Origin of the sequence: Nonomuraea spiralis, assembly GCF_014648435.1 — a bacterium.
GTDB classification, from domain to species: domain Bacteria; phylum Actinomycetota; class Actinomycetes; order Streptosporangiales; family Streptosporangiaceae; genus Nonomuraea; species Nonomuraea spiralis.
Map to the genome: position 1 here is coordinate 65,922 of NZ_BMRC01000020.1, position 12,788 is coordinate 78,709.

Annotated in this window: 11 protein-coding genes; 4 read left to right on the forward strand and 7 right to left on the reverse strand. The window is 70.5% G+C overall.

What is annotated here, in order from left to right; translation table 11 throughout:
- Positions 1-8: 8 nt before the first annotated feature.
- Together IEZ27_RS37045 and IEZ27_RS37050 are read right to left on the reverse strand one after the other, a co-directional pair.
- A complete protein-coding gene (locus IEZ27_RS37045) occupies positions 9-944 on the reverse strand; it encodes a nitrilase-related carbon-nitrogen hydrolase (protein WP_189651525.1) in 936 nt (311 codons plus the stop codon).
- Positions 941-1,951: an agmatine deiminase family protein gene (locus tag IEZ27_RS37050; RefSeq protein ID WP_229824707.1), complete on the reverse strand. Its 1,011-nt coding sequence runs from the start codon at positions 1,949-1,951 to the stop codon at positions 941-943. Before IEZ27_RS37050 ends, IEZ27_RS37045 begins: the two co-directional genes overlap by 4 nt.
- A 96-nt stretch (positions 1,952-2,047) precedes the next feature.
- Between IEZ27_RS37050 and IEZ27_RS37055 the strand changes: the two genes are divergently transcribed.
- Positions 2,048-2,623 (forward strand): TetR/AcrR family transcriptional regulator, encoded by a 576-nt coding sequence (locus IEZ27_RS37055; RefSeq protein WP_189651526.1) that lies wholly within the window; start codon positions 2,048-2,050, stop codon positions 2,621-2,623.
- 10 nt (positions 2,624-2,633) lie between these two features.
- Here the strand turns inward: IEZ27_RS37055 and IEZ27_RS37060 are convergent, their stop codons facing one another.
- From IEZ27_RS37060 to IEZ27_RS37070, 3 genes are all read right to left on the reverse strand, one after another.
- Complete coding sequence (locus IEZ27_RS37060; RefSeq protein ID WP_189651527.1) at positions 2,634-3,800, reverse strand: agmatine deiminase family protein; 1,167 nt, start codon at positions 3,798-3,800, stop codon at positions 2,634-2,636.
- Entirely contained in the window at positions 3,797-5,275 is a 1,479-nt protein-coding gene (locus tag IEZ27_RS37065) for a purine-cytosine permease family protein (RefSeq protein WP_189651528.1), read from the reverse strand. Before IEZ27_RS37065 ends, IEZ27_RS37060 begins: the two co-directional genes overlap by 4 nt.
- Before the next feature lie 670 nt (positions 5,276-5,945).
- The gene (locus tag IEZ27_RS37070; protein WP_189651529.1) at positions 5,946-7,478 is read right to left on the reverse strand and encodes an alpha/beta hydrolase; all 1,533 of its coding nucleotides are present in this window, start codon (positions 7,476-7,478) and stop codon (positions 5,946-5,948) included.
- 206 nt (positions 7,479-7,684) lie between these two features.
- On the opposite strand from IEZ27_RS37070, the gene IEZ27_RS37075 reads away from it, so the two are divergent.
- Both IEZ27_RS37075 and IEZ27_RS37080 read left to right on the forward strand, forming a co-directional pair.
- Complete coding sequence (locus tag IEZ27_RS37075) at positions 7,685-8,908, forward strand: FAD-dependent monooxygenase (protein ID WP_189651530.1); 1,224 nt, start codon at positions 7,685-7,687, stop codon at positions 8,906-8,908.
- A 45-nt stretch (positions 8,909-8,953) separates the two neighbouring features.
- Positions 8,954-9,673 (forward strand): TetR/AcrR family transcriptional regulator, encoded by a 720-nt coding sequence (locus IEZ27_RS37080; protein ID WP_189651531.1) that lies wholly within the window; start codon positions 8,954-8,956, stop codon positions 9,671-9,673.
- A 103-nt stretch (positions 9,674-9,776) separates the two neighbouring features.
- Here IEZ27_RS37080 and IEZ27_RS37085 read toward each other — a convergent pair whose 3' ends face one another.
- Positions 9,777-10,820, reverse strand: a complete 1,044-nt coding sequence (locus tag IEZ27_RS37085) for a bile acid:sodium symporter family protein (protein ID WP_189651532.1) — start codon at positions 10,818-10,820, stop codon at positions 9,777-9,779.
- A gap of 226 nt (positions 10,821-11,046) precedes the next feature.
- Entirely contained in the window at positions 11,047-11,424 is a 378-nt protein-coding gene (locus tag IEZ27_RS37090; RefSeq protein WP_189651533.1) for a hypothetical protein, read from the reverse strand.
- Positions 11,425-11,488: 64 nt separating this feature from the next.
- Here IEZ27_RS37090 and IEZ27_RS37095 point away from each other — a divergent pair, with 64 nt between their 5' ends.
- A complete protein-coding gene (locus IEZ27_RS37095; RefSeq protein ID WP_189651534.1) occupies positions 11,489-12,505 on the forward strand; it encodes a helix-turn-helix transcriptional regulator in 1,017 nt (338 codons plus the stop codon).
- Positions 12,506-12,788 lie beyond the last annotated feature (283 nt).

Below are 12,788 nucleotides of genomic sequence, written 5' to 3' on the forward strand. Positions count from 1 at the left end.
GCTCCTTGTCAGGCCGGGCGGGTCAGCGCGCCGTACAGCTCTGGCCGCCGGGTGTGGACCAGGCCGAATTCCAGCCAGTCGCGCCGCTGGTCCAGGTCGAGATCGGCGACGAGCACGGCCGGCCGGTCACGGGGGGCGCGCAGCATCACGCGCCCGTAGGGGTCGGAGATGAACGACGAGCCGTAGAAGGTGATGAGCCCCTCGTCGCCGACCCGGTTGGGCACCACCATGAACAGGGCGTTGGCCAGGCCGTTGGCGGAGATGGCGTGCTCCCACATCGGCCGGGTGTCGAAGGCGGGCAACTCGGGTTCCGAACCGATCGCGGTCGGGTGGACCAGCACCTGCGCGCCCTCCAGCGCGTAGAGTCTGGCCAGCTCGGGAAACCACTCGTCCCAGCAGGTGGGGAAGCCGAACCCGGCGCCGCCCACCTCGACCACCGGAAAGCCGGTGTCGCCCGGCCGGAAGCACAGGTCCTCGTGGTAGCCGGGGAAGCGCGGGATGTGCAGCTTGCGTGTGCGCGCCAGCAGGACGCCCTCCGGGCTGACGCAGATGGCCGTGTTGTAGCCGAGTCCGGCGTCGGCCGGCCGTTCGTACAGCGAGGCGTGCACGGCGATGCCCAGCTCGGCGGCCAGCTCCGTGGCCAGCTCCGTCGTCGGGCCGCCCGGCAGGTCCTCCATGAAGCGCTCGGAGTCGCGGGCCAGGTCCTTGTCGGCCGCGAAGTAGGGGCTGCGGGTCAGCTCCGGCAGGCACACCACCTCGGCGCCCTGCTCGGCGGCGAGCCGTACCCCCGAGCGCAGCGCGGCGTCGTGGGCGCGCGCGTCGGCCAGCCAGCGCATCTGGACCAGGCCCACCCTCAGCAGCCGGCCCGGTCCGGGCACGGGCCTGGCCGGCGAGCCGAGGGGGGAGCCGAAGCTGGTGAGCAGGTCGTACCCGTGCCGGTTCATGCGGCACCGCCGTTCGCCACGGCGGGGATCTGCTGGGTGATGCAGTGGACGCCGCCGCCACCGGCGGCGATCGTCGCCGCGGGCACGCCGACGACCTTGCGGTCGGGGAAGGCGCCGGCGATGACGGCCAGCGCCTCCTCGTCGCCGGGAAGACCGGCGACCGGGACGACCACGCCGCCATTGGCCAGGTAGAAGTTGAGGTAGCAGACCTCGACCAGCTCTCCCGCGACCTCGGTGAAGGCTGTCTGCGGCAGCTCGATCACGCGCAGGGTCCGGCCGCGCGCGTCTCTTGAGCGCTCCAGCACGGCCCTGTTCTCCCGCATCCGGGCGTGGTCGGGGTGGGCGGGATCGGCGGGCAGGCTCAGCAGCACCGTGCCCGGAGCGGTGAAGACGGCCACACCGTCGACGTGGCCGTCCGTCTCCAGGTCCTCGGCCCCGCCCCAGGGCAGCCAGATGACCTTGGTGACGCCCAGCCGGTCCATCAGTTCCCGTTCGATCTCCTCACGGGACAGGCCGGGGTTGCGGTTGGGGTTGAGCAGGCACTGCTCGGTGGTGATGAGGGTGCCCTCGCCGTCCACCGTCACCGCGCCGCCCTCGAGAATCATCGGCGACCCGATCCGCTGGACGCCGAGGCGTTCCAGCAGCACCGCGCTGATCGCGCTGTCGCTGTCCCACGGGGTGTGCTTGCCGCCCCAGGCGTTGAAGCGGAAATCCACTCCGGCCCGCGAACCGTCCGGTCCCAGCACGAAGATCGGGCCGGAGTCGCGCAGCCAGGAGTCGTCGATCGGCGCCTCCACGACCGTGACCCCGAGGCCGCAGCACCGCTCCGCGGTGCCGCCCTGGCCGGGTGCGGCGACCATCGTCACCGGCTCGAACTCCGCGATCGCGCGGGCCACCGCCGCGTACTCGGCCCGCGCCGCCTCCAGCCCGCCGCGCCACAGCTCCTCCCGGGTCGGCCAGGCCATCAGGCAGCCGTCGTGCTCGGCCCACTCGGCCGGCATACGCATTGACACGAAATCCTCCTGTCGACGGTCCCGCTATAGTGCTCTTGACTGAAATTTCAGTCAAGACCTGTTGTCGTGATCAAGGTAACGTGGAGTGCCATGTCGGATCGTCAGCAACTGATCCTCGAAGCGGCCCTGCGGGTCATCGCCCGCGACGGCGTGCGCGGCCTACGAGTCGAGAAGCTCGCCGCCGAGGCCAAGGTGTCGACCTCGCTGATCTACTACCACTTCGAGAACCGGGCCGGCCTGATGCGGCGCACCCTGGAGTTCGTCAGCGAGCACGCCGGCCGCTACACCAGCCAGGCGCTGGAGCAGGGCGAGGACGCGCGCAAACAGATCGAGTTGCTGCTGTCACTGGAGTTGCAGGACACTCCGGCGGTGCGGCAGAACAGCGCCGCCTGGGGCGAGCTGCGGGCCAGCGCCACCTTCGACCCCGACCTGCGCGAGCCGCTGCAGGCGGCGACCCGTGAATGGGTCGCCGACCTGGTCGCGCTGATCTCCGAAGCGCGCGCCGCCGGTCTGGTGTCGGCCGAGGTGGAGCCTACGGATTCCGCCGAACGGCTCACCGCGCTGGTCGAGGGGCTGAGCGAGCGGTGGCTGAGTGGCACCATGACGCTGGAGCGGGCGCAGCGGCTGCTCTCAGGGGCGATCGAGGTCGAGTTCGACCGCCCTTGAGGCCCGGTCGTCAGGGTTGCGGCTCCTGCATGGTGACGCAGTGCGCGCCGCCGCCGCCGTTGCCGTACAGGTTGTCGAGGTTGAGTTGCACCACCGGCCGGCCGAAGGCGTTCGCGATCGCGGTCTTGGCCGCCGCGTCCTTGGCGGTGTCGCCGAACTGCACCGTGATGACGGCCTGGTTGGTCACGGTCCAGTTCATGTAGGAGCTGAGGAAGTCCCCGCGCTGCCCGGAGGGGATGCGCGGCAGCGTGTCGGGGCCCTCGATGGTCAGCACCTGGAGCCGGCGCCCGCGCGCGTCCGTCGCGTTGGCGAGGGTGTCGCGGATGGCCTGTGCGTTACGGGTCCAGACGTCCGGGCGTACGGCTCCGGCCAGCTGCACCATCACCACCCCGGGCCCGATGTAGCGGGCGGTGCCGTCGATGTGGCCATCGGTGACGTCCTGTCCGGTGACGCCCGGCACCCAGATCAGTTTGCTCGCGCCGAACCTGGACAGCAGCTCGGCCTCGATCTGGGCGCGCGTCTTGCCTGGGTTGCGGTTGGAGTTGATCCAGCAGCTCTCGGTGGCGATCAGCGTGCCGTCGCCGTCGTATTCGATGCCGCCGCCCTCGCCGACCACGGCCGCCCTGGCGAACGGCAGGCCGAGGGAGGCGGCCAGATTCCTGGCGAGCGTGCGGTCGTTGTCGTAGGCGGAGGCGGGGATGCCGTAGAACCTGGTGGCGTTCTCGCCCCAGGCGTTGAAGTTCAGCCCGAACGCGTCACGGTTGCCGGCGCCGTCAACCCGGAACAGCGGACCGGCGTCGCGTATCCAGCAGTCGGAGACCGGGACCGAGCTGATGACGGTGACGGTGGATCCGCACATCGTGCGCGCCTTGGCGGCGTTGGCGGAGCCGTTGGCGCACATGGTCACCGGCTCGTACCTGGCGACCTCCTTGGCCAGCTTGGCGATGTCGGCCTGGATCTTCGAGAGCAGGTTGCCCCAGATCGTGCTGCTGTGCGGCCAGGACATCCAGGTCCGCTTGTGCGCCGCCTCCTCGCCGGGCACGCGCCACGCGGCCTGGGCGGCCGCCTGGGCCGGCGCCGCGTCCCCGAGCACGCGCGCCGCGGTCAGAGCGGCGGCCGCCAGCCCGGTCCGGGCCAGCATCGCTCTGCGACTCAGGCCGTCGGCTTGCTGGTTCATGGTCGTACTTCCTTCCTGTGGGGGGTGAGAAGGCCCTCCTCCTGCGCCATGCGGCGCTCGGCCGCCAGGTCCAGGCCTCGGGCGAAGATCAGATAGAGGCCGCCGGCCACGGGCAGTCCGACCAGCAGCGAGCAGTCGACGCCGCCAAGGGCCGCGGCGACCGGGCCGACGTACAGGCCGGTGATCACCATGAAGGGCGTCATCGCCGCCAGCCCGATCAGGTACGCCAGGTTCCCGCGCCACCCCCATCGGCCGTAGATGCCGCGGGCGTTGAAGATCTCCCTGACGACGTACTGGCCGCGGCGGACGAAGAAGTAGTCCACGAGGTTGATCGCGGTCCACGGGATGAACAGGTACGTCAGGATGACCACGACGTTGGCGTAGAACCAGTTGAACTGCTCCACGCCCACGACGTTGGCGATCGAACCCACCGCGACCAGCATGACGGCGATGGTCACGGCCCGGATCGCCCGGGTGGGCCGCACCGGATGGAAGGAGTCGACGATGGAGATCATCGTGAGGCTCCCGCCGTACTGGTTGATCGCCATGATCGACAGCAGTCCGACCAGCAGGGCGGCGATGGCGACGGCCCCGAGTCCCGGAACCAGGCGGTCGGCCGCGATCTTCAGTGCGGCCACCGGCGTGGCACCGGCCGGCGCCGCCGCCGACACCACCGCGCCCAGGACGAAGACCCAGATCCCGGAGAACGCGCTGGGCAGATAGGTCCACCAGAACGTGCTGCGGACCGGGATGTCGGGGCGCAGATAGCGCGAGTAGTCCGACACGTAGGGCGCCCAGCCCAACTGGAAGCCGGCGACGAAGACGAACACGAGCATGAAGGTGGTCAGGTCGAACGGCCCTGGCGTCCAGACTCCGGCGGGAAGCCCCCCACCGAACAGCGCCGCTCCGCTGACGAGCGCCATGATGACGACGAAGGGCCATGTCAGCCACCGGTTGACGGCGTGGATCCAGCGGTAGCCGTACAGCGCGAGCACGGTGGCGATCGCGGCCGACAGTCCGTATCCCAGGCCGTTCGGAACCGAGAACAGGGTGTTCATCGCATCCCCCGACAGCAACGCGTCGGAGGTGTTGTAGCCGACGTAGTTCACCAGCGCGAACACCCACACCGTCACCGCCGCCCCGACATATCCGAACTGCGGACGGGACTGGACCAGCTGCGGCAGCCCCAGCTGCGGGCCCTGCGCCGAGTGGAACGCCATGAAGAACGTGCCGAACAGGGAGCCGAGCACGGTCGCCACCACCGTCCACAGCAGCGTCGCGCCCATGGACAGCGTGACCACGCCCGTCGCGAACCCGGTGAGGTTGAGGCTGCCGACGAACCAGATGGCGCCCAGGCTGGAGACCTTGCCGTGCCGCTCCGCCAGCGGAACCCAGTCAATGGAGTGTCGTTCGACGCCCAGGCTCCTCTCGCCGGTCGGTGACGATGTCTGCGTGTCCTGCTCCGCCTCGGTCATGACACGGCCTTCCTGCGACGAGCCCGCACGTAGCGGGAGTCTTCCCGACCACGCACGAATCCTGACTGAAAATTCAGTCCATATCAATGGCATTCTGACTAAAAATTCAGTCACTCGTCTCCGGCTGGATGCTCGGCAGCCCGGCTCGACGTCGAACTGGTCGTGGCGGTGCCGACAAGGCGACCGGCGGCGGCCGGCGGCCGGGGGCGGGGGCGAGTGCGCGGGCGGCAAGGGCGGGCCGCGGTCAGACGCCGGTCGTCGGCGCTTCCGGGGTTCCGCCGGAGGATCTCGCCCGCCTGGTCGGCCACAGCACCCCGCTGACATCGACGTCGTGCCGGCGCCCGCCGCTACCGCGTCGTACGGTGGGGAAGCACACCTCGTCTATTTCCTGGAGGAAAAGGGAGGGGGCGGGCAGAGCGTCATCGACGCAGCGGGGGAGGCCGTTCATCCTGGCCCCAGAAGGCGGCGCCCTTCTGTGCCCGGGAAGCGGCCGCAGGGCGGTTCGCCGGGGATGCGTCCGTGACGGCCACCAGATGCCCCGATGATCTCCGAGGCCGCACTGCCGATCGTCGGTGACAACGATCCGGACTTCTCCCGAAGGGCGATCCTGCGGCCTGACGGAGGACCCGTCCCGCCCCGGAGGAGGACGGCGCCGAGATCCGCCCGGAGGTCAGGCGGCGGGGCAGGAGGTTCCCTTGGCGGGGACCTTGCCGGTCACCACGTAGTCCTCGACGACGGCGGCGATGCAGGGGCCGCCGGCCGGGTAGGCGGCGTGCAGATCGCCTCCGTAGGTGACCAGCACGCCGTTGGTGAGCTGCCTGGTCAGGCTCGCCGCCTCTTTGGTCGGCGCGGCCGTGTCCTGCTCCGAGCTGATCACCACGATCGGGGCCGGGCCGGTGTGCCTGACCGTGCGGCCTTCGGGGTCGACGGGCACCGGCCACTGCGCGCAGGTGGGGATCAGGAAGCCGGTCGTCGGGCTGAGCTGACCGAAGATCGGGGAGATGCGGGTCAGCTCGGCCTCGATCCGGGGCAGGTCCCGTACGGCGGGCCGTTCGCGGTCACGGCAGTAGACCGCGCTGTTGTACGGGGCCGAGCCGAAGACCCCGAGGGACGGGTAGGTGCCGTTCTGGCGTCCGGCGATCGCGTCGGCCAGCTTCAGCAGGGGGTCGCCATCACCCTTGATCGCCTGGGCGAGCCTGGCCTCCAGCTCCTGCCAGTACGGCTCTCCGCCGCTCACGGCCAGCAGCGCGGTGATCGCCAGGCTGGCGCCGAGAGGACGGTCGCCACCCTTGAGCGGCCGGCTCTTGAGCCGCTCGACCAGTCCCTCTATGGCGCCGTTGACCGCCTTGGTGTCCTTGCCGAGGTCACAGCCCTTCTCGACGCACCAGGACAGGAACCTCTCGTAGAACAGCTGGGAAGCGCGGGTGAGCTGCCGCGCCACCTCGACCACCGACTGCCGGGGGTTCAGCCCGGCGTCCAGAACCATCCGGCCGACCCGCTGGGGATGCAACGTGGCGTAGACGCCGCCGAGGACGCTGCCGAGGGACATGCCGTAGTAGTTGAGCTTGTTCTCGCCCAGCGCCGCGCGCAACCGGTCCATGTCCCTGGCCGTGTCGCCCATGCCCGCGTGCGGCAACATCCCGCCGCTCCCCTTCTCGCAGGCACGGACGAAGTCGACCGTCGCTTGCAGGAACGCCTTGCGGTCGGCCGGGTTCCCGACGCCCGGGTTGACGGCGAACAGCCGGTCGGCCACGGCGCCCGAGCCGCAGGCCGGCGGGGAAGTGCCGCCCGAGCCGCGCGGGTCGAAGCTCACCAGGTCGTAGCGTTCGCGCAGGGCCGCGTACTTCTGGTGGCTCGCCGCCAGGTTGATGACGCCGTTGCCGCCGCCGCCGAAGTTCATCACCAGCGAGCCGATCCGGGTGCCGGTGGCCTTCGCCCTGATCACCGCGACGTCGATGCTCCCGGCTCCCGGGTTGCCGTAGTCGAGCGGCACGGTCAACCTGCCGCAGTCCAGGCCCGCGGTGGGCACCGGCAGTCCGGTGCACGGCCCCCAGGAGATCGCGCGCGATTCGTCGAGCGGCGGGGCCCCGGCGACAGCGATGGCGTTGGCGGGGGTGAAGCCGGAGCTCGTGACCAGGGCCATGGTGAGGGCCGCTCCGGTGAGCACGCGGGGCAGGGAGCGAGGTGAAGATCTTCGCGTCATGCCGTCAACTATGAACAACGCTCACATGGCCTGCCTCCTGCTGAGGAGGGAGCCCGCTTCTCCGCCAACCGGCCGCCACTCCTCCTGCGACTGGCCGGCCGATCAGCCGCCGGTGCGGCGTCGGCGCGGGCCGAACTGACCGCCGAGACCATTTTGGTCAGTTCGTTCGCTAGCATGTCCCCGGAAGCCGATGAAAGGAGTTCGCCATGACCGACGTCGGCAGGACGGCCGGCCGCGCGCTGGTGGCCGGGCTGGGGATCGCCGGCATCGCCACCGCGTTGCGGTTGCGTCAGATCGGCTGGGAGCCGGTGGTGGTGGAACGGGCGCCCGCCCGCCGCTCCGGCGGGTACTTCATCATGCTGTTCGGCGCCGGCATCGCCTCGGCCCGGCGGCTGGGCGTGCTGGAGGCCATCGGCGACCGCAGCGGCCCGCAAGTCACCAGCTACGAGGTGGACCGCGCGGGGCATCGACGTCCCGGCATGAACCCCTCCCTCATCCCCGGAGGCCCCCGCCCGCTGCTGCGCGGTGACGTGGAGCGTGGCCTGTTCACGGCGCTGCCGGACGACGTGGAGATCCGCTACTCCACCGTCCCGACCCGCATCACCCAGGACGACGCCGCGGCGGAGGTGACATTGCACGACACCGCCTCCGACACGACCGTGACCGAGCGGTTCGACCTGGTGGTCGGCACGGACGGCATGCGCTCGACGGTCCGCAGGCTCGTCTTCGGCCCGGACGAGGAGTACCTGCACCCGCTGAACTACATGGTCGGCGCCACCGTGCTGGACGGCCCGGTCGACGGCTTCGGCCTGCACGAGGGGCTGGTCCTGGCCGAGCCGGGCCGCTCGGTGTGGGCCTTCCCGTTCGCCGACCATGCCCCGAGCCTGCTGTTCTCCTACCGCACCGGCGACATCGACGCCGAGTTCCGCCGCCCGCCGATCGAGTCCGTCCGCGCCGCCTTCGGCCCCGAACCCACCGGCCCCCTGCTGGAGGGGCTGCTGAAGCGCTACGAGCAGGCACCCGACGCGCTGTTCGACTCGGTGCAGCAGGTCAGGATGCCGCGCTGGCACCGCGGCCGGGTAGTCCTGATCGGCGACTCCGCCTGGTGCGTCACCCTGTACGCGGGCATGGGCGCCTCCAGCGGCATGGCCGGCGGCGAGCTGCTGGGCACCATGGTGCAACGCCATCCCGGTGACCTCCCCGGGGCGCTGCGGGCCTGGGAGGCGCGGATGAGGCCGTTCATCCACCTGCAGCAGGAGAGCGCCCTGCCCGGACGGCGCATCTTCACCCCGCATGATCGTAAGGAGCAGCTCCTGAGAGCTGGGATGATGCGGCTGATGCGGATGCCGGGCGTCGGCAGGGTCATGGGCAGGAGAATGTTCAACAACAAGGACATGCGGGCCAAGAACCTCGACGTCGCAGCCCCCTGATCCCGGACAGAACATCTCGACAGCACGACAACGGAGGACAGCGCAGTGAGCCGGCTGATCGAACACCACTCGCACAAAGCCGCCCGCATTCTGGACAGCGCGCGCGAACTGGTGACCGATCACGGCGTACGCAAGGTCACCGTCAGCGAGATCGCCGCGGCGGCCGGGGTCGGAAAGGGCACCGTCTACCTCTACTGGCCCACCAAGGAGGACCTCATCCTCGGCATGTTCGCCCGCGAACTGCTGGCCTTCCTGGAGACGGTCATCGCCCGTGTCACCGCCGACCCCGCCGCCGTACTGCCGCGCCACCTGGCTCCGCTGCTGATCCGCACCGGGCTGAGCTCCCCGCTCGCCCGCCGCCTCGCCACCAAGGACGCCGACCTGATGCGGCTGCTCACCGAGCAGGCCGGTGACCGCGACCTGTTCGACCGCACCCGGCCCAGCGCGATGTGCCAGGCGGTCATGCCGGTCCTGCGCCGCCACGGGCTGCTCCGCCAGGACCGCCCGCTGGCCGACCAGTCCTATGCCATGCACGCCCTGCTCACCGGCTTCGGCACCTCCATGTCCATCCCGGACTCCGCCCCGCCCAGCGCCGGCGACCCCGCCGACGTCCTCGCCGACACCGTCGCCCTGCTCCTGGAACCCGAGATCGCGCCCGCCGACCGAGCCGTCACCGCCGCCGCCGACGACACCGCAGCCGCCTTCCGCGAGACCAGGAACGCCGTCCTGGACATCATCGACCGCAGCCAGACCCCCCAGCAATGAACCGGCAGGCTGCCGGCTGAGTGCGGAAGAAGTTCGCTACCGCGGGGCGGCGTATCGCCGGCGGCCGGAAGGCGTGGTGGGCGGCGGTGCCGACCGCGGCCGCTTACGTGAACCCCTTGGCCGAGGGCGTGGCGGGACGACCGAAGAGGCCGGCGGCGAGCTTCTGCAGCAGGCTGTAGGCCAGGATCGGCAGGAGGACCTGCGGGCGGTGGGCGAACCAGCTCGCCGCCAGGACCGCGGCCGCGCTGGTGTTGTTCATGCCGGTGGCGAAGGTGAGCGAGATGCCGTCGCGCGTGTCGCATCGGGTCCAGCGAGAGATCCACCGGCCGGCGAGGAAGGACACGCAGCAGAGGGCCCCGGCGGCACCGACGGCCAGGACCAGGAAGTCCGGGTCGGGCCGGGACAGCGCCTGCCCGAGCGCGCCGGCGGCGTTGAGGTAGCACAGCAGCAGGATGTTCACGAGGTTGACCAGCTTGACGACCGGCGCGGCGCGCGCCACGCGCCGTTCGCCGAGCACGGCCCGCGCGATGATCCCGGCCAGGCACGGCGTCATGATCAACGCCATCGCGAAGACGCCCGCGCCCGCCGACCCGGCCAGGCCGTCGAGCCGCGCCGTGTCGTCGAGGCTGCCCGCGCCCGCGGGGCCGACCAGGGCGGCGGACACGGTCAGCCCCCACGGAACCGTGACGGGACTGAGCAGCGTCGAGCCCACGACCATGGCGACGACCAGGGACACGTTGCCGCCGGCGTGCTGCCCCCACGACGCGGCTCCTCCGGCGATCGGCATCGCGAGGACCAGCAGCAGTCCGACGGCGAGGCACTCCACCTCGCCGGCGTCCGGCCAGGCCCGCAGGAGCAGCGCGGCGACGGGCAGGAACGCCACCGGCAGGAGCGCGTTCGCCGCCACACCCGAGACCAGCCGCAAGGGCTTGCCCGCCACGGCACGCAGGTCCCGCAGCCGCACCCCGAGACCCGCGGTCGCCACCATCACGGCCAGCAGGACCATGGGCAGCGTGATGGGACTGCCCGGTCCGAGGGCGACCGTGCGCAGGAACTGGCCAGGTCGCGGTACGACGGCGGCCAGCACGTAACAGACGATCATCAAGGCGAGCAGACGCCGCTGGACCGCTTCAACCACCTGCATCATCTGAACAACCTATCCGTCACCCTCCGTGACGGCCTGACGAAGGGCGGACCCTGATCGTGACGCTCATCACGGGCCTGCCCTCCAACTCTGGTGAGGGTGATGGCGTGCACGATTCTCAACATGGCGGCGCGTCCGGTCCGATCAGCGCCGCCGCCACGCCGGTCTTCTCAAAGATCAGAGGCCGGTCGGATCACCGTGCGACCCGACCGGCCTCGTGCGATCGAGGTCAGGCGGCGAGGGGCTGCACGGTGAAGTGGTAGTCGTACCGGATCAGTTCGTCCTCGCCGACGATGAGGACGACCCGGGCGGCCCAGACGACCTCGCCGTCCGCGGTGGTCAGCTGAAGGGTGAACGTGATGCCGTCGTGGTGGCCGAACACGTCGTTCGCGGACGTGACGGCGAACTTCCGATCCTCGACGAACTCCTTGTACGCATGGGTGACCCTGGTCTCGAGCTCCGCATGTCCCCGGAACCGGGTGGACTCCACGAGCTCCATGCCGTCCTGCGCCCAGAGGTCGGCGATGGCGTTGCGGCGCAGTACGGGGTCGGCCTCGTTCCATACGGCCACGTAACGGCCGACGAGATCTTCGATGTCGAAATCCATGCCGCGGACGCTAAGACGGGTTCCCTGACATCCGATGACAGCAGACTTTGGCAGACTTCACGACATGCGAGCGAGCCGGCTGGTGTCGATCCTGTTGATGCTGCAGACCCGGGGACGGGTGACGGCGCAGGAGCTCGCGGACGTCTTCGAGGTGTCGATCCGTACCGTCTATCGGGACATGGACGCGCTCAGCGCGGCAGGCGTGCCGCTCTACGGCGAGCCGGGTCACGACGGCGGGTATCGGCTGCTCGGCGGGTTCCGCACCCGGTTGAACGGGCTGACCGAGGGAGAGGCCGAGTCGCTGTTCCTGACCGGGCTGCCCGGCGCCGCCGCCGACCTGGGACTGGGTGCCATCGTGACCGCCACGCAGCTCAAGTTGATGTCCGCCCTGCCTGCCGAACTTCGCGAGCGTGCGGGACGGATCGCGGAACGCTTCCATCTGGACACCCCGTCCTGGTACGGCGAGGTGGACCGGACGCCTCACCTGACGGCGGTCGCGGACGCCGTGTGGGTCGGGCGCGTCGTGCGGATGCGGTACTTCCGCTGGGCCGAGCCGCATGAGGTCACTCGGGTCGTGGAGCCGTTGGGACTGGTTCTCAAGGCGGGCCACTGGTACCTGGTGGCCCGGTCGGATGAACGGATCCGCACCTACCGCATCTCGCGCATCCTCGACCTGCACGTCCTGGAGGAACGGTTCGAACGGCCCCATCGATTCGCCCTGGCCGATTACTGGCAGACCTACCTGGAGTCCTTCGACTCGCGCCGCCACCAGGACACGGCGACCGTCCGGCTCTCCCCGGACGCTCTGAAGAACCTGCCCACCCTCATGGACCGGGCCGTGGTCCAGGCCGTGCACGACACCGTGACGGCTGCCGACTCCGATGGCTGGACCCAGGTGACCGTTCCGATCGAATCCATCGATCAGGCCGTTTCCGAATTTCTCCGGCTCGGCGCCGACGTGGAGGTGCTCGCGCCCGCAAGCCTGCGCGACCGCCTCACCCAGACGCTCACCGCGCTGACGCGTATCTACGGCATGGCTCGCGCATCGCCGGAACCTGTAGGGCGTCAAAACCCCGCGTAGGAGGGTTGATCGGGGGTTGCGCCAGCCGAGTCGGGCGCGGGGAAGACCCCAGCTCGAACAGCCGCCACCGGGCTCGTGGTGCCGTTCGGACCGGGCGCAACCTACGCGCTCGCCTGGATGAAGGACCTGACCGGGAACGCGGCAAGCGGCTTCGTCGCCGCGATCGTGCTCCTGGCCGCCGGCATGGTGATCATCCACCGCCTCCCCGCCTCGGAGGTGAACCGGCAGGGCGACGACCACCGTCCTCGCCCTGTGCCGCTTCGCGAGGGCCCGTGCCGCGCCG

Excerpts from the sequence above, each read along its gene's own strand:
- IEZ27_RS37045 (WP_189651525.1), bottom strand. The coding sequence starts at position 944 with ATGAACCGGCACGGGTACGACCTGCTCACCAGCTTCGGCTCCCCCCTC.
- IEZ27_RS37050 (WP_229824707.1), bottom strand. The coding sequence starts at position 1,951 with ATGCGTATGCCGGCCGAGTGGGCCGAGCACGACGGCTGCCTGATGGCC.
- IEZ27_RS37055 (WP_189651526.1), top strand. The coding sequence starts at position 2,048 with ATGTCGGATCGTCAGCAACTGATCCTCGAAGCGGCCCTGCGGGTCATC.
- IEZ27_RS37060 (WP_189651527.1), bottom strand. The coding sequence starts at position 3,800 with ATGAACCAGCAAGCCGACGGCCTGAGTCGCAGAGCGATGCTGGCCCGG.
- IEZ27_RS37065 (WP_189651528.1), bottom strand. The coding sequence starts at position 5,275 with ATGACCGAGGCGGAGCAGGACACGCAGACATCGTCACCGACCGGCGAG.
- IEZ27_RS37070 (WP_189651529.1), bottom strand. The coding sequence starts at position 7,478 with ATGACGCGAAGATCTTCACCTCGCTCCCTGCCCCGCGTGCTCACCGGA.
- IEZ27_RS37075 (WP_189651530.1), top strand. The coding sequence starts at position 7,685 with ATGACCGACGTCGGCAGGACGGCCGGCCGCGCGCTGGTGGCCGGGCTG.
- IEZ27_RS37085 (WP_189651532.1), bottom strand. The coding sequence starts at position 10,820 with ATGATGCAGGTGGTTGAAGCGGTCCAGCGGCGTCTGCTCGCCTTGATG.
- IEZ27_RS37090 (WP_189651533.1), bottom strand. The coding sequence starts at position 11,424 with ATGGATTTCGACATCGAAGATCTCGTCGGCCGTTACGTGGCCGTATGG.
- IEZ27_RS37095 (WP_189651534.1), top strand. The coding sequence starts at position 11,489 with ATGCGAGCGAGCCGGCTGGTGTCGATCCTGTTGATGCTGCAGACCCGG.